28 protein-coding genes are annotated in these 16,925 nt (G+C 48.5%); 6 read left to right on the top strand and 22 right to left on the bottom strand.

Translation table 11 applies throughout. The features are described 5' to 3' along the window. Window positions 1-10: 10 nt before the first annotated feature. Both ATI02_RS09350 and ATI02_RS33250 read right to left on the bottom strand, forming a co-directional pair. Window positions 11-1,048, bottom strand: coding sequence for a zonular occludens toxin domain-containing protein (locus ATI02_RS09350; RefSeq protein WP_100846114.1), 1,038 nt, complete (start codon window positions 1,046-1,048; stop codon window positions 11-13). 3 nt (window positions 1,049-1,051) lie between these two features. Then, a complete protein-coding gene (locus ATI02_RS33250; RefSeq protein WP_420875212.1) occupies window positions 1,052-1,228 on the bottom strand; it encodes a DUF2523 family protein in 177 nt (58 codons plus the stop codon). Here ATI02_RS33250 and ATI02_RS32635 point away from each other — a divergent pair. After that, window positions 1,143-1,352, top strand: a complete 210-nt coding sequence (locus ATI02_RS32635) for a hypothetical protein (protein ID WP_238156170.1) — start codon at window positions 1,143-1,145, stop codon at window positions 1,350-1,352. The two genes, ATI02_RS33250 and ATI02_RS32635, sit on opposite strands and share 86 nt — an antisense overlap. Here the strand turns inward: ATI02_RS32635 and ATI02_RS31985 are convergent. The 6 genes from ATI02_RS31985 to ATI02_RS09315 all read right to left on the bottom strand — a co-directional run bounded on the left by ATI02_RS31985 (window position 1,349) and on the right by ATI02_RS09315 (window position 4,978). Then, the gene (locus tag ATI02_RS31985; RefSeq protein ID WP_146166058.1) at window positions 1,349-2,413 is read right to left on the bottom strand and encodes a hypothetical protein; all 1,065 of its coding nucleotides are present in this window, start codon (window positions 2,411-2,413) and stop codon (window positions 1,349-1,351) included. The genes ATI02_RS32635 and ATI02_RS31985 overlap by 4 nt on opposite strands. 176 nt (window positions 2,414-2,589) lie before the next feature. Next, window positions 2,590-2,817 carry a hypothetical protein gene (locus ATI02_RS09335; protein WP_016983066.1) on the bottom strand — a complete coding sequence of 76 codons (228 nt, stop codon included), beginning with the start codon at window positions 2,815-2,817 and terminating at the stop codon, window positions 2,590-2,592. A 234-nt stretch (window positions 2,818-3,051) separates the two neighbouring features. Next, window positions 3,052-3,348, bottom strand: a complete 297-nt coding sequence (locus ATI02_RS09330; protein ID WP_100846111.1) for a propanediol utilization protein — start codon at window positions 3,346-3,348, stop codon at window positions 3,052-3,054. A 9-nt stretch (window positions 3,349-3,357) separates the two neighbouring features. Further along, window positions 3,358-3,615 (bottom strand): hypothetical protein, encoded by a 258-nt coding sequence (locus tag ATI02_RS09325; RefSeq protein WP_100846110.1) that lies wholly within the window; start codon window positions 3,613-3,615, stop codon window positions 3,358-3,360. After that, entirely contained in the window at window positions 3,615-3,794 is a 180-nt protein-coding gene (locus ATI02_RS09320) for a hypothetical protein (RefSeq protein WP_100846109.1), read from the bottom strand. The genes ATI02_RS09325 and ATI02_RS09320 overlap by 1 nt, the downstream gene beginning before the upstream one ends. Before the next feature lie 50 nt (window positions 3,795-3,844). Further along, entirely contained in the window at window positions 3,845-4,978 is a 1,134-nt protein-coding gene (locus ATI02_RS09315; protein WP_016983069.1) for a phage/plasmid replication domain-containing protein, read from the bottom strand. Between the two features lie 132 nt (window positions 4,979-5,110). Here ATI02_RS09315 and ATI02_RS09310 point away from each other — a divergent pair, with 132 nt between their 5' ends. Continuing rightward, a complete protein-coding gene (locus ATI02_RS09310; RefSeq protein ID WP_238156169.1) occupies window positions 5,111-5,467 on the top strand; it encodes a helix-turn-helix domain-containing protein in 357 nt (118 codons plus the stop codon). A gap of 102 nt (window positions 5,468-5,569) precedes the next feature. Beyond that, window positions 5,570-5,782, top strand: a complete 213-nt coding sequence (locus ATI02_RS09305; RefSeq protein ID WP_100846107.1) for a hypothetical protein — start codon at window positions 5,570-5,572, stop codon at window positions 5,780-5,782. Window positions 5,783-6,068: 286 nt separating this feature from the next. On the opposite strand, the gene ATI02_RS09300 is transcribed toward ATI02_RS09305, so the two are convergent. The 6 genes from ATI02_RS09300 to ATI02_RS09275 form a co-directional block, all read right to left on the bottom strand. Then, window positions 6,069-6,329 (bottom strand): hypothetical protein, encoded by a 261-nt coding sequence (locus ATI02_RS09300; protein ID WP_100846106.1) that lies wholly within the window; start codon window positions 6,327-6,329, stop codon window positions 6,069-6,071. Between the two features lie 398 nt (window positions 6,330-6,727). Continuing rightward, window positions 6,728-7,108, bottom strand: a complete 381-nt coding sequence (locus ATI02_RS09295; RefSeq protein WP_100846105.1) for a hypothetical protein — start codon at window positions 7,106-7,108, stop codon at window positions 6,728-6,730. Between the two features lie 95 nt (window positions 7,109-7,203). After that, window positions 7,204-8,366 (bottom strand): IS3 family transposase gene (locus tag ATI02_RS09290; RefSeq protein WP_095191983.1). Its coding sequence is split into 2 segments (ribosomal slippage): window positions 7,204-8,111 and window positions 8,111-8,366, totalling 1,164 coding nucleotides; the frame shifts between segments, so codons are not numbered across the junction. A gap of 601 nt (window positions 8,367-8,967) precedes the next feature. Further along, window positions 8,968-9,924, bottom strand: a complete 957-nt coding sequence (locus ATI02_RS09280) for a secretin GspD/PilQ domain-containing protein (protein ID WP_157815139.1) — start codon at window positions 9,922-9,924, stop codon at window positions 8,968-8,970. A gap of 11 nt (window positions 9,925-9,935) precedes the next feature. Next, window positions 9,936-10,211 carry a hypothetical protein gene (locus tag ATI02_RS31980; protein WP_157815138.1) on the bottom strand — a complete coding sequence of 92 codons (276 nt, stop codon included), beginning with the start codon at window positions 10,209-10,211 and terminating at the stop codon, window positions 9,936-9,938. Window positions 10,212-10,264: 53 nt separating this feature from the next. Next, the gene (locus tag ATI02_RS09275) at window positions 10,265-11,305 is read right to left on the bottom strand and encodes a zonular occludens toxin domain-containing protein (protein WP_244196549.1); all 1,041 of its coding nucleotides are present in this window, start codon (window positions 11,303-11,305) and stop codon (window positions 10,265-10,267) included. Between the two features lie 89 nt (window positions 11,306-11,394). On the opposite strand from ATI02_RS09275, the gene ATI02_RS31975 reads away from it, so the two are divergent. Then, window positions 11,395-11,565 carry a hypothetical protein gene (locus ATI02_RS31975; protein ID WP_157815137.1) on the top strand — a complete coding sequence of 57 codons (171 nt, stop codon included), beginning with the start codon at window positions 11,395-11,397 and terminating at the stop codon, window positions 11,563-11,565. Window positions 11,566-11,938: 373 nt separating this feature from the next. On the opposite strand, the gene ATI02_RS31970 is transcribed toward ATI02_RS31975, so the two are convergent. The 7 genes from ATI02_RS31970 to ATI02_RS09250 all read right to left on the bottom strand — a co-directional run bounded on the left by ATI02_RS31970 (window position 11,939) and on the right by ATI02_RS09250 (window position 15,221). Continuing rightward, a complete protein-coding gene (locus ATI02_RS31970; RefSeq protein ID WP_157815136.1) occupies window positions 11,939-12,262 on the bottom strand; it encodes a hypothetical protein in 324 nt (107 codons plus the stop codon). 571 nt (window positions 12,263-12,833) lie between these two features. Further along, complete coding sequence (locus ATI02_RS09270; RefSeq protein WP_016983066.1) at window positions 12,834-13,061, bottom strand: hypothetical protein; 228 nt, start codon at window positions 13,059-13,061, stop codon at window positions 12,834-12,836. 234 nt (window positions 13,062-13,295) lie between these two features. After that, window positions 13,296-13,592: a propanediol utilization protein gene (locus tag ATI02_RS09265; RefSeq protein ID WP_100846111.1), complete on the bottom strand. Its 297-nt coding sequence runs from the start codon at window positions 13,590-13,592 to the stop codon at window positions 13,296-13,298. A 9-nt stretch (window positions 13,593-13,601) separates the two neighbouring features. Beyond that, window positions 13,602-13,859 carry a hypothetical protein gene (locus ATI02_RS09260; RefSeq protein ID WP_100846110.1) on the bottom strand — a complete coding sequence of 86 codons (258 nt, stop codon included), beginning with the start codon at window positions 13,857-13,859 and terminating at the stop codon, window positions 13,602-13,604. Then, window positions 13,859-14,038 carry a hypothetical protein gene (locus ATI02_RS09255; RefSeq protein ID WP_100846109.1) on the bottom strand — a complete coding sequence of 60 codons (180 nt, stop codon included), beginning with the start codon at window positions 14,036-14,038 and terminating at the stop codon, window positions 13,859-13,861. Before ATI02_RS09255 ends, ATI02_RS09260 begins: the two co-directional genes overlap by 1 nt. Window positions 14,039-14,088: 50 nt before the next feature. Further along, window positions 14,089-14,397, bottom strand: coding sequence for a phage/plasmid replication domain-containing protein (locus tag ATI02_RS32630; protein WP_244196548.1), 309 nt, complete (start codon window positions 14,395-14,397; stop codon window positions 14,089-14,091). Window positions 14,398-14,420: 23 nt separating this feature from the next. After that, window positions 14,421-15,221 carry a phage/plasmid replication domain-containing protein gene (locus ATI02_RS09250; protein ID WP_244196547.1) on the bottom strand — a complete coding sequence of 267 codons (801 nt, stop codon included), beginning with the start codon at window positions 15,219-15,221 and terminating at the stop codon, window positions 14,421-14,423. A gap of 132 nt (window positions 15,222-15,353) precedes the next feature. On the opposite strand from ATI02_RS09250, the gene ATI02_RS09245 reads away from it, so the two are divergent. Together ATI02_RS09245 and ATI02_RS09240 are read left to right on the top strand one after the other, a co-directional pair. Next, window positions 15,354-15,710 (top strand): helix-turn-helix domain-containing protein, encoded by a 357-nt coding sequence (locus ATI02_RS09245; RefSeq protein ID WP_238156169.1) that lies wholly within the window; start codon window positions 15,354-15,356, stop codon window positions 15,708-15,710. A gap of 102 nt (window positions 15,711-15,812) precedes the next feature. Further along, entirely contained in the window at window positions 15,813-16,025 is a 213-nt protein-coding gene (locus tag ATI02_RS09240) for a hypothetical protein (RefSeq protein ID WP_100846107.1), read from the top strand. Window positions 16,026-16,311: 286 nt separating this feature from the next. Here ATI02_RS09240 and ATI02_RS09235 read toward each other — a convergent pair whose 3' ends face one another. Beyond that, a complete protein-coding gene (locus tag ATI02_RS09235; RefSeq protein WP_100846106.1) occupies window positions 16,312-16,572 on the bottom strand; it encodes a hypothetical protein in 261 nt (86 codons plus the stop codon). Window positions 16,573-16,925 lie beyond the last annotated feature (353 nt).

Below are 16,925 nucleotides of genomic sequence, written 5' to 3'. Positions count from 1 at the left end.
TTGCGCTACGCTAAACACCACCGCCAATTAACCCACCTACAATGGGGATAGACTTTTTAAGCGACCAGTTGGTGACCTTGAAGCCATCGACTATGCAATAGGCTTCAATGTAATCAGGAAAGTATCGACAGTTAGAAAACGAAATGTATCGAGTGTTTCCATTATTATCTGCTATTAAGGCTAAAGCCTCAGCGACAGCTTTAGAGGACTGGTCTGGTTTTGATGGATGAATAAACCCAACTAAACGCCAAGTCGTAGAAATAGCAGGTTCAGATGATTTGATTGGTGGCTTTGAAACAGACGAAGGAATATCGTGTTCTACCACACCGGGAGAGCTAGCGGAAAAGAAACTCTTTACCCCAAAAATGCCTAGGCCGATAAATAAAACAAACACGACAATTGTTGACCAAAGACCGAACGAACGAAGAATACTGGCACGACCGTCAGCAGACGACTCATCACCAACAGCTCCCGAATCAGATTGAGTTGCTGATTTATAGAAAGAATAAACAGAAGGCTTGAATGTGCCTGCCGTAGTTCTTACAAGCTTCGATTTTGACGGGGAGTCACCAGTAACAGCGCCGTTATAAATGTCAACCTTAAAAGCTTTCTTGCTCAGCTTTCTAATTCTATACGTGGTTTCAATTAAAAGACGAACCCACGACGAAATTTGCGCTAGATCTTGCGTAACCAATACAACACGCATTGAGTTGTTATTTGCATCAACACGATGCCGGTGTTCAGCTAACAGGGATTTATCAGTAAAGTTTGCGTGATTTGTATTTTGACCTGCCGGCCAACGCCTCCAGCATTCATCGATGATCGCAACAGATCCGGGAGGAATAATATGCGAAAGATCATCAAGCTCAAACCAGTTTGGCGGAAGCTGGGTAATGTTGCCGCCGTAAGTAGAAAGAAGATCGTCGATTGACAGCGGAATATTAGTAACCACATGCCTGTTTTGTTTGAGCGAAGGAATTACCACATGCTCAACAACACCATAGCTCTTGCCATGGCCCGGCTTTCCAACATAAGCATGAATAGCCATACATCACCCAATGAATGGAAGCCGACGAATAAAGAAACGAATTAAATATGCACTTATAACACTAATGATTCCATTCGGTATCTGGAACACATTCATGAAATACCAAACCGATGGCGGTATTGCTGTAAACAATCCAGCCGCTTGCTCAACAGTACTTGCAATGGGCAGTGAGTCGATCAAAGTGACAAACGCTGCCCAGATCCAGTCCAACAGATTAAGAAGCATATCAATGAAAAATTGCGCGACATCACTTACTACATCCCTGAGCCATGCAGAGAAATCACTTAGCATGTGGTTTACCTAAGCTGAAAGAATAATAAAAACGGCCAATAAAGCCCACGCCGCCATGAACACAAAGGACAATGTAGGTGCGATAGACTCAAAAATAATGCAGTGGGAATCGAAGGTTATATTTGTTCCAAAAAGATCAATAGTTGCAACGGGGCACGCTGCACCAGGATCACCGATATTTTGAAAAGAGGATTTGATTGTGGTGTACGTAACAGATTCCTGAAAGGTCGAACTGAAGCCTAGATATTGCGAAGCTATGCGAGGCTTTCGCTGACCTTCCCTAGGATCAAGATCAGGCTTTCCGGGGGTCTTAAAGCCATCATTGGAGCTACCACCCTCTCCACTCCCATCACCGTTCCCATCACCAGAACCGTCTCCACCACCCTCACCACCAGTGCTATCGCAGGTATTGTTGGGGAGAGTTGTGTCGCAATCTTCATCCTCACCACCAGTCTCTGAGCCATTCAGGCTAGAACCGGTTTCATAAGGAATTGAGGTGTTAACTGAACAGCTCGTCCCATCACCGTTATCAGCTGTGACTAAAGTGAAGCCATAATTACAAAAACCAGTTTGTGCATCCGATGATAAAACAAAGCAGTCCTTGGTATTGGCGGCATCAGGCTTTTCATATAAGCAATTACCCGAACACACAGAAGATGGAGATGAACCAACCACATAGTTCTTACCATCACTGCGCACTACCGAGGAATAAGGGCCGCGACTGACAATGGCAGCAGGAGCGCCTGCGCACTCGTTAGGTACGTGCTCATTCGAAATGTGTTGTTTGATTACTGCTGGATGCCGCTTTACAGAAACCTCACCCCATTTATTGGTTCTGTTGTAATAGCAGTAACCTGAACCAGCTGCTACAGGATCACCTGTGTCGGTAAGTGTGCCCCAATGATTGAAAGTAAGATTTGTATAGGTAACGTCCGTATATGTGGAAAGCACAAAGGTACACGCTGCATCAGGTGTCGGATACTCAGTTACACCGTCGGCAATCGTGTAGTAATAACCGGCAAAGCTATTGGCACTAAAAAGCGCGGTTAAAAAGAAAAAAGCCGTTGCTCTCATATCACCACCCCGAGAAGGTAGCGAACGAGCAACCACAACCGATGCAAAACATAGCAAAGTAATAGAGCTGATCCATTTTGCAGGCCTCAGGCAAATAGCGAGACTCTTCGCTGTTGCAAATATTCAGGTAAAAAAAAGGGTGCCCGAAGACACCCAGGTCAATCAGAAGAGGTGATTTAACCGCGCAGGAAACCCAGCACGATTTTGGCACCTTTGATACCGGCGTACACACCGGCCAAGATTCCAGCCACGGCAAGAACACCGACGGAAATAGTGCTGAAATCGATGGAGGAAGTAAGACCGGTATAATCCCAGCCGCCCGCAGGATCAGCGGCGAATACTGATGGTGCAACAACAGCCAAGGCAACAGCAGACACAACTACAGCACTCGTCTTTTTAAACATGATTGAATCCTCAGGATTGCTTGATGAAATTAAGAAACGCCCGGATACCCATAGACCCGATCATAAAGAAAGCGACTAGTGTGAATCCGGCCCCAAATGCTTGCGCCAAAGTAGTTGGATCAAGCTGAGACGGATCAAAGGGAGGCATGTAAGGCAAAGCCTCCCAAGAAGTAGAACAAACCGGCAAACCGCCATCGATAGAAATCTCAGATGGACAGAAAAGAATGCCGGGCATTACGCAGACTTAGGAGTTGCCGAAGAAATCGGAGCGTTCGAACTGACACGACGCCCTTGGCGAGGATCGACTTCAAAAATGAGACGGTCATCCCGAACCTGTGCAATAACATCGCACTCATACTTTCCCGGCTGAGGAACCTGCTGTGGGGTTTCAGCGTAAAAAGTACATTTTTGCGGGTATGGAATATTTGGCAAGTGAGCATATGCTTCAAACATGCAATAAGGTTTGCCGCTTTTCGCGGCGGTACCACTACGATGATTGCCAGTTACTTCAACTACGATTACGTTAGACATGTAATGCCCTTATCTCAGTGTTGGAAAGCCAGGGACAGTGCCAGGCTTGCGGTATGCCCAACTGGGCGCAATGACTTCAGGGTTGCGCCTGAAAGTCAGAAATTGACGCTTGCTGCGTTGTCGAGCAATCGCCTGATTCGAAAAGTCAGCCAATACAGTTCGCATAACATCATTTGCAATGCTTTTTACTAGCGACTCATCGCTAACGTGGTTGCGAATATCGGCCTCAACATTCCAGCGGAGAGTTTGAAACTGTTTCTTATCCATTAGAAACCCATCCATTCAGCCACCGAGGTTGTTCCTGCTTCTTGACGCTCTAGCATCCAGATACGCTCTGGCTTAACACCCTGCTCTTTTCGGGCCTCGACAGCCTTGAGCGCTTGCTCGACCTGCTGAGCAAGAACCGGGTTGATAAAAAAATCGCGAACTTGCTGCTGTTCAGCCAATCTCCTTCGCTGTCCGCTTGTGAGCTGAGTCCCCTGAAAACTTACCGTTCTCACGCGGCAACCTGCTGCAGATGATTAGGGCGCTGGTACCATGTTGGTATAGACAGAGTACTTTTCGTCACTTCCCGACACTGGCGGACAAACACCGGAGCAAAACGACTCGTATCGCAAGCATTGCGAATGTTGATGCCGATACGATTAAGTTTGGCCGCATGTCCTTTTACCTGAGACTTTGAAAAGTCAATGTTGGATGTGCCAGACATCCACTCAAGAGCGTAACTAGCCGTGGTACGAGCAGAACGTAGAGTGTCGCAAACACCCTCAGCAACCAATTGTTCAGCAATGCTCACAATATCCATGGCTGTCACCTTCAACTTTTCATCTATTTTAAGAAACTCACTGTGGAGTTCGGCCAGACGCCTTTCATCAAATAGGCCCCAATAGCAAAGGGCTTCACGCTGTAAATATTCGCTTTTAAGCTCTTGTTCCATGCGGACTACGCCTTCTTGGGCACAGTAGTTTTTTACCCGCTGAACATATTTGTACTCAGGTGAGTCTTCGCCAAAAACACGCTTTATTTTTGGAAGGCAGTTCTGATCCATCTCAAAGGCCTTGTCATATGCCTTTCGATATTGGAGTCGCCCGCCTTTGCCGTTGCCCTTTGGCGTCCAAGCAACAGTGCGACCATTGGGATACAAAAAACCGATGGAATGCCCGATTCGCTGACTAGAAACGCCGCGTAAATAGGCAAGTACATTGCCCTCACCCAACGAAACATTGGTGGTCAGGTCGATCCGTTCAATCTTTGCCCCGTCAGCGATACGGTCGCCGGACTTTGCACCTGACTCACCCTGACGAATATCTAGGCGGGTGCAACGTGTGAAGCCAGGAAGACCGTATTCACGCAACAAAGCGTTGTATACCGAGACGCATTGCTCGATAGAGGCAAACCCGAATAAGTTGTCCAGCCGCCCTACCCGGCTGGGATTTCCTTCAACGCGAATCTTCCGACCCTGAACGTGAATGCTGACGGAGGTAGAGAAGCTCGCTTCATGTTTGAAGCGAGGCTGCCGGGTGCTCAACACTTCATTACTGTTCGCGTCTATCGTTAGGGTAAAGACGTCGCACACGATCGGAAGATCGTGATCGTGCTCCTGCGAAATCGTCAGCCAATCGATGAACATGGGAAATCCTGTCAATATCTGTATTCCAATACAGAAGTGGCAGGATTATGAGACTATCGAATGCTCAAATGCAAGCAGAAATGTACCGATATATAGATACTGTATGGATAGACAGTTAATACGATGGAAAGCATGAGCAACCACGCAGGCAGCAGAGCCATGACCATCGGAACAAATCTGAGACGGTATCGGGAGGCCAAAGGGTTGACCCAACAGGCCGTTTGGGAGGCTGCGGGTATTAGTAAGTCGAGTTACACCTCCTACGAAGCAGGCCGCGGAATGCCGTCGGCTGACAAGGTGGTAAGCCTTGCCCAAGTGCTGGGAACAACCACTGATGAACTCTTATTAGAGCCTTCTGAAATGGTTGTATCCCAAGACATGTTGCCTATTCTTCGGCGGTTTGAAGCCCTACCTGTAGATATCCGTAATCAAGCCAAAATCGCCTTGAAAGGTGTGCTTTTCGGGTACGAGCAAGAAGCGCTGAGATAGCAAAAGCAGGTCGTGTGAAGGTTGGAAAGTATGGAAAACCATACCAAAGTGGGGGTGTAACAACACCCCCACCCGCTTCGCTCCGAAAGCCATGGAGGCGCCATGCTGAAAATGTGGTTTTTCATCATGTTGATTGAGGGAAAGGTGCCTGAAACCTTTGCAAGCGACTCCGAGGCACATTGCAAAGAAAGCATGGCAAAGATGCTGATGATCCAACGAATACAAGGCCAAAAAGCTACGGGTGCCTGTTACGTGAGGGCATCAACCATCGAGGACACTGAAAAACGCCTCATCGGGAAACCTGAGACTCGCTGAGAAATCGGACCTCCGGGACCTATCCTAAGATAGTGCTGGACGTCACGGGACCGTGCAGGCTGCGCGTAAGACCGCGTAAAAAGCTCTTGGCAGAACAATGCGCGAAGTGCCCTCAGAGCGATCCTCAGAGGTTTTAACGCGAAAGAAACCCTCGGTGATTTGTCGATCGCCGGGGGTTTTTTATTGGGCTTGAGAGCGGCCGGCGTTGCCGGGTATCGGCGCGGATGTTGATTAGCCTGGCTACCGATTAGCGTGGCGCCTAATGCCCTGCGGGCAGGTCGAGGTTTCAGTCTGCAACGGGGAAACAGAAGAAGACGTATTGGCGACCAAGATGCGTCGTTGAATCCACCACAAAACGATGAACCTCATCCTCAATTGAAATATCAAGCTCAGAAACGTTGGGGACTTCTTCGGCGAGCGTTGCAGCAATTACGACATGATTATCGCGAGGCGTTACCGAAACGTCGATGTTGGTGGCCACCGTCATTTGACGCGGAACGGTCAGCAGACAGCGAAGAGTCAAAATAGCTTTGCCTTTATATTGCATATGCATCCCTTGGTTGAAGCATCGAGCGTAACAGATGCCTCAAGCAATGAGAGAGCTTCGAAATCATGATGTTTGGGGAGCGTACAAAAAAGTTTCGCGGGCGCGAAACTGCGGGTCAGGGAGGGAAGTTTCCGAATCGGAAACCTAGGCTAGCCGGAATCCTTCCCTTTTTTGGCTTGGTCAATCCTGGAGAGAAAAGTTTCGCGGGCGCGAAACTGCGGCCATGGAGCGAAGTTTCCGAATCGGAAACTCAGGCTAGCCGGAATCCTTCCCTTTTGGCTTGGTCAATCCCGTCGGAGAGAAAAGTTTCGCGGCCGCGAAACTGCGGCCATGGAGCGAAGTTTCCGAATCGGAAACTCAACCCGGCGGGCTAGACGAGTCTTTCCCTGATTGACGGATCAACGATTCATTGGAAAGGTCCAGCCGCGAATATGCTTCATGCTCTGCCGAGCAAACGCAACCCATTTGACAGCGTCATTCAACCGGATCTGAACACCAGCGTGCACATCACCTTCAACTGGTAGATCTTTGGATTTTTCGTTTAATACGTAATCGTACTGACACAGGCGCAAGAACACCTCTTCAAGCTCCGAAACCTTTGCAAATGATATTTGCTCGGAGCCATTCATGACTTGTAAAAAATTTAGATACCCTTGGTTTGCCTGCTCACAATTTGTCCGCCAAAACTCACGAAATGCGGCTATTTCGGTACCTTCAGCGGTCTGAAAAGCAACGGAAATTCGAGCTTTTTCTTTGTGAAGATCTTGCGATTGCGTCATGGGATTCCTTATCAAAACTGCTCATTAGAAAGCAAAAATTGTACGTCAGACTCATTCAACAACCAAGGAAGCTATCAGCCGGCAGTTTGTAGTGGTCAACTAATCCCGGACACGACGTTAAGTTTTTTCTCGGCCTGAGCTGGGGCCAGTCCGTTGTTGAATTGGTGCGGTCTAATCCAGTTGTACCGATGCATCAGGTAATGACTGATGTCGCGGTGCGCTTCTTGAGCTGTCATGTAGCCCACGGTCGGTATCCATTCAGTTTTCAAGCTGCGAAACACACGCTCCATCGGCGCGTTATCCCAGCAGTTTCCACGACGGCTCATGCTTTGGCGCATGCGGTAACGCCAGAGCCGTTGGCGAAACTGGCGACTGCCATATTGCGAGCCCTGATCCGAGTGAAACAGAAGCCCTTGAGGCCTGCCACGCTGTTCGTAAGCCATGTCCAACGCCTTGATGACCAGATCCGCATCCGGCTTGTTCGACAGCGCCCAGCCCACCACTCGGCGCGCGTAAAGATCCATAACGACAGCCAGGTAATGCCATTTCCCTTGAGCCCAGATGTAGGTGATGTCGCCACACCAGACCTGATTCGGCGCCGGCACATCAAACTCTCGATTCAATATGTTCGGAATGTCAGGCCGCTCAACCGTCGCTTGTTTGTAGGCATGTGATCCAGGTTGTTTACTGACCAACTCCAGTTCCCGCATCAGGCCTCGCACCTTGAACCGCCCAATTTGCTCGCCGTCTTCCTGCATCATCGACACGATGCTGCGGCTACCGGCGGCGCTTCGACTTTGCGTAAACAGTTCGTTAACCCGGCTGCGCAACCGAAGCCGCTCAACGTCTGGAGTTCGGCGCCTGAGACGATGGGCGTAGTAACACGAACGAGTGACGTCAAAGACTGCGCAAAGCCAATCAACCGGCTCTTGGGGGCTCAGTTGATCAATCAGCGCGTGCGCTCGTGCTCTTCCGACATCAAGAGCGCGGTAGCCTTTTTTAAAATGGATTTCTCCCGCTCAAGTCGAGCGATTCGAGCTTCCAATTCCTGGATTTTCTGTTGCTCTGGCGTCAGCGCTTTACTCTGCGGAGTAACGCCAGTGCGCTCCTGCTGAAGCTGATTAACCCAGCGGCGCAACGCGGACTCAACCACACCAAGCGAGCGGCTGGCTTCGATATGGCTATAGCCTTGATCGAGCACGAGGCCTGCGGCCTCGCGTTTGAATTCAGCGGAAAAAGAACGACGTTGTTTGGTCATCAGACACCTCTATCTGGCGAGCATTCTCGCCTAAATGGGTGTCCGGTTTCATTAGACCACTACAGATCGACCTGACGATGGCTGGGGCTTGGGGTTCGCGCTGAGAGACGTCAGTATTTTCATCCCCTTGAGCAAAGATATCGCTGTTCTAGGCGACTACGAGGCAAACGAGCGAGTGATCCCGTTAGAAAAAACAGAGGTTGCAGCCTTCAACAGTCGAATTATCGGCAATGCAACACGGCAAATTTATGCGCATAGTGATGAATTCGAATTTATTAGCTTGGATAACCGTTTGTTAACTGGAAAGGAGCTACCTGCGATTATCTAGCACCCTACTCGCCCATATACCCCTAAGGAATAACTATGCTAAATAGTTGTTTAGTTTAGTTATATGAGAATGTCAAAGTAGCTTCAAAATAACCGCAGTTATGGTAGCTACGAAAGAGATCAATCCTATCGAAATTGCCAGTGGAATCCAGAATATTTCCGCAGTTACCTTGCTTGCATCAACATCGATCTTCATCGTTTCAGCTATCAATTTGTCGATTTGATTGTGCATTGCGGGCCTCACCAGGCTAACGCCAGAGGAAAATGACGCCTGTCATTGCTTCTCGACCAAAACAGGTGTGAGGAAAAGCACAAGCTCAGTGCTATTAGATACGGTCGAGCTACTGGTAAACAACCATTTAAAACCGGGAATTTTCCCGAGAAACGGAACACTCTTGGTCACTGTCGTGTCGACGTCCGAGTAGACACCGCCAAGGGCCACAGTCTGACCGAAGCCTGAAAAAACCCGGGAGGTAAGCGACGTGGTGTTGATTGGTGGAACACCATTCATGGCGTTGGAATAATCTGGTTCGTCCTTAGAAAGAATAACATCGAGCAATACACCCTTCTCGTTAACGAACGGAGTGACGTCCAAAGATAACGCAGCCTCCTTAAAAGAAATTGATGTTGACCCCTCCCCTGCGGACTGCTGGTAAGGAACCTGAGATCCCTTAACGATTTTGGCTTGGTGTCGATCAGAGGTGTATACGCGCGGACTAGAGATAACGCGGCCTTTCCCGCGCTGTTCCATTGCGCTGAGGGCCACGTCAAGATTGACTGATTTGGAGACGATACCGAATCCAGCAACAGCGGCCGCTGAAAGTCCAAGTGGTACAGACCCAGTGACAGTACCGGCGCCGCTGCCAACAGATCCACCCCATTGGACGCCGAGATTTTTGGAGTAGGATCGATCAACTTCGACTATGCGAGCCTCAATCATCACCTGCTTTCTTGAGTAATCAACAGCAGCAAGATAAGTACGAAAATCAGAAAGCCTGCTGTCAGACATCCGAGCAACAATAATAGAAGAGTCATCCTCAAAGTTAAGGCTCTCGCCCTGATCGAGAGCAAATGCCTTTATAGCGTCAGACGACAAGATATTATGCACTTTAAAAATAGAAACTCTGAAAGACGAATTGGCGGCAGAAGAGCTTGAATCTTTGAGCTGTTGAAAGACGCCATAAGACTGCTTTGAATACTCGCTAGGGCGCTGGAGTGAGCTTACGCGCAAAAAGTTACCTTCTACGCTATATAGCAAGCCCTTGGCAGACGATACATATTCAATTGCCTCATCCAGGTGACATCCTTCATTCGCATGGAAAGCGAACCGTGAATACTGTCATCCAGCACAAGATTTAAACCACGATAGTCGGCAAGGAGTTGTAATGCCGAAGAAACTTGAATGCTTTGAAAGTCAAAATTAAGCGGAGGCGTAACAGTTTCAGCTTGGGAAACAGATAAAAAAAGAACAAGGCTAATGGACAGGCAGAAACGGTGAATCATCTTAGAGTTAATCATGACTGGAGTTCCAAGTGGTGGGTGGATTAATTAGCGGCGTCGTTTGCGCTACGCTAAACACCACCGCCAATTAACCCACCTACAATGGGGATAGACTTTTTAAGCGACCAGTTGGTGACCTTGAAGCCATCGACTATGCAATAGGCTTCAATGTAATCAGGAAAGTATCGACAGTTAGAAAACGAAATGTATCGAGTGTTTCCATTATTATCTGCTATTAAGGCTAAAGCCTCAGCGACAGCTTTAGAGGACTGGTCTGGTTTTGATGGATGAATAAACCCAACTAAACGCCAAGTCGTAGAAATAGCAGGTTCAGATGATTTGATTGGTGGCTTTGAAACAGACGAAGGAATATCGTGTTCTACCACACCGGGAGAGCTAGCGGAAAAGAAACTCTTTACCCCAAAAATGCCTAGGCCGATAAATAAAACAAACACGACAATTGTTGACCAAAGACCGAACGAACGAAGAATACTGGCACGACCGTCAGCAGACGACTCATCACCAACAGCTCCCGAATCAGATTGAGTTGCTGATTTATAGAAAGAATAAACAGAAGGCTTGAATGTGCCTGCCGTAGTTCTTACAAGCTTCGATTTTGACGGGGAGTCACCAGTAACAGCGCCGTTATAAATGTCAACCTTAAAAGCTTTCTTGCTCAGCTTTCTAATTCTATACGTGGTTTCAATTAAAAGACGAACCCACGACGAAATTTGCGCTAGATCTTGCGTAACCAATACAACACGCATTGAGTTGTTATTTGCATCAACACGATGCCGGTGTTCAGCTAACAGGGATTTATCAGTAAAGTTTGCGTGATTTGTATTTTGACCTGCCGGCCAACGCCTCCAGCATTCATCGATGATCGCAACAGATCCGGGAGGAATAATATGCGAAAGATCATCAAGCTCAAACCAGTTTGGCGGAAGCTGGGTAATGTTGCCGCCGTAAGTAGAAAGAAGATCGTCGATTGACAGCGGAATATTAGTAACCACATGCCTGTTTTGTTTGAGCGAAGGAATTACCACATGCTCAACAACACCATAGCTCTTGCCATGGCCGGCTTTCCAACATAAGCATGAATAGCCATACATCACCCAATGAATGGAAGCCGACGAATAAAGAAACGAATTAAATATGCACTTATAACACTAATGATTCATTCGGTATCTGGAACACATTCATGAAATACCAAACCGATGGCGGTATTGCTGTAAACAATCCAGCCGCTTGCTCAACAGTACTTGCAATGGGCAGTGAGTCGATCAAAGTGACAAACGCTGCCCAGATCCAGTCCAACAGATTAAGAAGCATATCAATGAAAATTGCGCGACATCACTTACTACATCCCTGAGCCATGCAGAGAAATCACTTAGCATGTGGTTTACCTAAGCTGAAAGAATAATAAAAACGGCCAATAAAGCCCACGCCGCCATGAACACAAAGGACAATGTAGGTGCGATAGACTCAAAATAATGCAGTGGGAATCGAAGGTTATATTTGTTCCAAAAAGATCAATAGTTGCAACGGGGCACGCTGCACCAGGATCACCGATATTTTGAAAAGAGGATTTGATTGTGGTGTACGTAACAGATTCCTGAAAGGTCGAACTGAAGCCTAGATATTGCGAAGCTATGCGAGGCTTTCGCTGACCTTCCCTAGGATCAAGATCAGGCTTTCCGGGGGTCTTAAAGCCATCATTGGAGCTACCACCCTCTCCACTCCCATCACCGTTCCATCACCAGAACCGTCTCCACCACCCTCACCACCAGTGCTATCGCAGGTATTGTTGGGGAGAGTTGTGTCGCAATCTTCATCCTCACCACCAGTCCTGAGCCATTCAGGCTAGAACCGGTTTCATAAGGAATTGAGGTGTTAACTGAACAGCTCGTCCCATCACCGTTATCAGCTGTGACTAAAGTGAAGCCATAATTACAAAAACCAGTTTGTGCATCCGATGATAAAACAAAGCAGTCCTTGGTATTGGCGGCATCAGGCTTTTCATATAAGCAATTACCCGAACACACAGAAGATGGAGATGAACCAACCACATAGTTCTTACCATCACTGCGCACTACCGAGGAATAAGGGCCGCGACTGACAATGGCAGCAGGAGCGCCTGCGCACTCGTTAGGTACGTGCTCATTCGAAATGTGTTGTTTGATTACTGCTGGATGCGCTTTACAGAAACCTCACCCCATTTATTGGTTCTGTTGTAATAGCAGTAACCTGAACCAGCTGCTACAGGATCACCTGTGTCGGTAAGTGTGCCCCAATGATTGAAAGTAAGATTTGTATAGGTAACGTCCGTATATGTGGAAAGCACAAAGGTACACGCTGCATCAGGTGTCGGATACTCAGTTACACCGTCGGCAATCGTGTAGTAATAACCGGCAAAGCTATTGGCACTAAAAAGCGCGGTTAAAAGAAAAAAGCCGTTGCTCTCATATCACCACCCGAGAAGGTAGCGAACGAGCAACCACAACCGATGCAAAACATAGCAAGTAATAGAGCTGATCCATTTTGCAGGCCTCAGGCAAATAGCGAGACTCTTCGCTGTTGCAAATATTCAGGTAAAAAAAAGGGTGCCCGAAGACACCCAGGTCAATCAGAAGAGGTGATTTAACCGCGCAGGAAACCCAGCACGATTTTGGCACCTTTGATACCGGCGTACACACCGGCCAAGATTCCAGCCACGGCAAGAACACCGACGGAAATAGTGCTGAAATCGATGGAGGAAGTAAGACCGGTATAATCCCAGCCGCCCGCAGGATCAGCGGCGAATACTGATGGTGCAACAACAGCCAAGGCAACAGCAGACACAACTACAGCACTCGTCTTTTTAAACATGATTGAATCCTCAGGATTGCTTGATGAAATTAAGAAACGCCCGGATACCCATAGACCCGATCATAAAGAAAGCGACTAGTGTGAATCCGGCCCCAAATGCTTGCGCCAAAGTAGTTGGATCAAGCTGAGACGGATCAAAGGGAGGCATGTAAGGCAAAGCCTCCCAAGAAGTAGAACAAACCGGCAAACCGCCATCGATAGAAATCTCAGATGGACAGAAAAGAATGCCGGGCATTACGCAGACTTAGGAGTTGCCGAAGAAATCGGAGCGTTCGAACTGACACGACGCCCTTGGCGAGGATCGACTTCAAAAATGAGACGGTCATCCCGAACCTGTGCAATAACATCGCACTCATACTTTCCCGGCTGAGGAACCTGCTGTGGGGTTTCAGCGTAAAAAGTACATTTTTGCGGGTATGGAATATTTGGCAAGTGAGCATATGCTTCAAACATGCAATAAGGTTTGCCGCTTTTCGCGGCGGTACCACTACGATGATTGCCAGTTACTTCAACTACGATTACGTTAGACATGTAATGCCCTTATCTCAGTGTTGGAAAGCCAGGGACAGTGCCAGGCTTGCGGTATGCCCAACTGGGCGCAATGACTTCAGGGTTGCGCCTGAAAGTCAGAAATTGACGCTTGCTGCGTTGTCGAGCAATCGCCTGATTCGAAAAGTCAGCCAATACAGTTCGCATAACATCATTTGCAATGCTTTTTACTAGCGACTCATCGCTAACGTGGTTGCGAATATCGGCCTCAACATTCCAGCGGAGAGTTTGAAACTGTTTCTTATCCATTAGAAACCCATCCATTCAGCCACCGAGGTTGTTCCTGCTTCTTGACGCTCTAGCATCCAGATACGCTCTGGCTTAACACCCTGCTCTTTTCGGGCCTCGACAGCCTTGAGCGCTTGCTCGACCTGCTGAGCAAGAACCGGGTTGATAAAAAAATCGCGAACTTGCTGCTGTTCAGCCAATCTCCTTCGCTGTCCGCTTGTGAGCTGAGTCCCCTGAAAACTTACCGTTCTCACGCGGCAACCTGCTGCAGATGATTAGGGCGCTGGTACCATGTTGGTATAGACAGAGTACTTTTCGTCACTTCCCGACACTGGCGGACAAACACCGGAGCAAAACGACTCGTATCGCAAGCATTGCGAATGTTGATGCCGATACGATTAAGTTTGGCCGCATGTCCTTTTACCTGAGACTTTGAAAAGTCAATGTTGGATGTGCCAGACATCCACTCAAGAGCGTAACTAGCCGTGGTACGAGCAGAACGTAGAGTGTCGCAAACACCCTCAGCAACCAATTGTTCAGCAATGCTCACAATATCCATGGCTGTCACCTTCAACTTTTCATCTATTTTAAGAAACTCACTGTGGAGTTCGGCCAGACGCCTTTCATCAAATAGGCCCAATAGCAAAGGGCTTCACGCTGTAAATATTCGCTTTTAAGCTCTTGTTCCATGCGGACTACGCCTTCTTGGGCACAGTAGTTTTTTACCCGCTGAACATATTTGTACTCAGGTGAGTCTTCGCCAAAAACACGCTTTATTTTTGGAAGGCAGTTCTGATCCATCTCAAAGGCCTTGTCATATGCCTTTCGATATTGGAGTCGCCCGCCTTTGCCGTTGCCCTTTGGCGTCCAAGCAACAGTGCGACCATTGGGATACAAAAAACCGATGGAATGCCCGATTCGCTGACTAGAAACGCCGCGTAAATAGGCAAGTACATTGCCCTCACCCAACGAAACATTGGTGGTCAGGTCGATCCGTTCAATCTTTGCCCCGTCAGCGATACGGTCGCCGGACTTTGCACCTGACTCACCCTGACGAATATCTAGGCGGGTGCAACGTGTGAAGCCAGGAAGACCGTATTCACGCAACAAAGCGTTGTATACCGAGACGCATTGCTCGATAGAGGCAAACCCGAATAAGTTGTCCAGCCGCCCTACCCGGCTGGGATTTCCTTCAACGCGAATCTTCCGACCCTGAACGTGAATGCTGACGGAGGTAGAGAAGCTCGCTTCATGTTTGAAGCGAGGCTGCCGGGTGCTCAACACTTCATTACTGTTCGCGTCTATCGTTAGGGTAAAGACGTCGCACACGATCGGAAGATCGTGATCGTGCTCCTGCGAAATCGTCAGCCAATCGATGAACATGGGAAATCCTGTCAATATCTGTATTCCAATACAGAAGTGGCAGGATTATGAGACTATCGAATGCTCAAATGCAAGCAGAAATGTACCGATATATAGATACTGTATGGATAGACAGTTAATACGATGGAAAGCATGAGCAACCACGCAGGCAGCAGAGCCATGACCATCGGAACAAATCTGAGACGGTATCGGGAGGCCAAAGGGTTGACCCAACAGGCCGTTTGGGAGGCTGCGGGTATTAGTAAGTCGAGTTACACCTCCTACGAAGCAGGCCGCGGAATGCCGTCGGCTGACAAGGTGGTAAGCCTTGCCCAAGTGCTGGGAACAACCACTGATGAACTCTTATTAGAGCCTTCTGAAATGGTTGTATCCCAAGACATGTTGCCTATTCTTCGGCGGTTTGAAGCCCTACCTGTAGATATCCGTAATCAAGCCAAAATCGCCTTGAAAGGTGTGCTTTTCGGGTACGAGCAAGAAGCGCTGAGATAGCAAAAGCAGGTCGTGTGAAGGTTGGAAAGTATGGAAAACCATACCAAAGTGGGGGTGTAACAACACCCCCACCCGCTTCGCTCCGAAAGCCATGGAGGCGCCATGCTGAAAATGTGGTTTTTCATCATGTTGATTGAGGGAAAGGTGCCTGAAACCTTTGCAAGCGACTCCGAGGCACATTGCAAAGAAAGCATGGCAAAGATGCTGATGATCCAACGAATACAAGGCCAAAAAGCTACGGGTGCCTGTTACGTGAGGGCATCAACCATCGAGGACACTGAAAAACGCCTCATCGGGAAACCTGAGACTCGCTGAGAAATCGGACCTCCGGGACCTATCCTAAGATAGTGCTGGACGTCACGGGACCGTGCAGGCTGCGCGTAAGACCGCGTAAAAAGCTCTTGGCAGAACAATGCGCGAAGTGCCCTCAGAGCGATCCTCAGAGGTTTTAACGCGAAAGAAACCCTCGGTGATTTGTCGATCGCCGGGGGTTTTTTATTGGGCTTGAGAGCGGCCGGCGTTGCCGGGTATCGGCGCGGATGTTGATTAGCCTGGCTACCGATTAGCGTGGCGCCTAATGCCCTGCGGGCAGGTCGAGGTTTCAGTCTGCAACGGGGAAACAGAAGAAGACGTATTGGCGACCAAGATGCGTCGTTGAATCCACCACAAAACGATGAACCTCATCCTCAATTGAAATATCAAGCTCAGAAACGTTGGGGACTTCTTCGGCGAGCGTTGCAGCAATTACGACATGATTATCGCGAGGCGTTACCGAAACGTCGATGTTGGTGGCCACCGTCATTTGACGCGGAACGGTCAGCAGACAGCGAAGAGTCAAAATAGCTTTGCCTTTATATTGCATATGCATCCCCTTGGTTGAAGCATCGAGCGTAACAGATGCCTCAAGCAATGAGAGAGCTTCGAAATCATGATGTTTGGGGAGCGTACAAAAAAGTTTCGCGGGCGCGAAACTGCGGGTCAGGGAGGGAAGTTTCCGAATCGGAAACCTAGGCTAGCCGGAATCCTTCCCTTTTTTGGCTTGGTCAATCCTGGAGAGAAAAGTTTCGCGGGCGCGAAACTGCGGCCATGGAGCGAAGTTTCCGAATCGGAAACTCAGGCTAGCCGGAATCCTTCCCTTTTGGCTTGGTCAATCCCGTCGGAGAGAAAAGTTTCGCGGCCGCGAAACTGCGGCCATGGAGCGAAGTTTCCGAATCG

Source organism: Pseudomonas baetica (genome assembly GCF_002813455.1).
In the GTDB taxonomy this organism is placed as follows: domain Bacteria; phylum Pseudomonadota; class Gammaproteobacteria; order Pseudomonadales; family Pseudomonadaceae; genus Aquipseudomonas; species Aquipseudomonas baetica.
The sequence above is the reverse complement of the archived record's forward strand: the minus strand, read 5'-3'. Positions and strand labels throughout refer to the sequence as shown.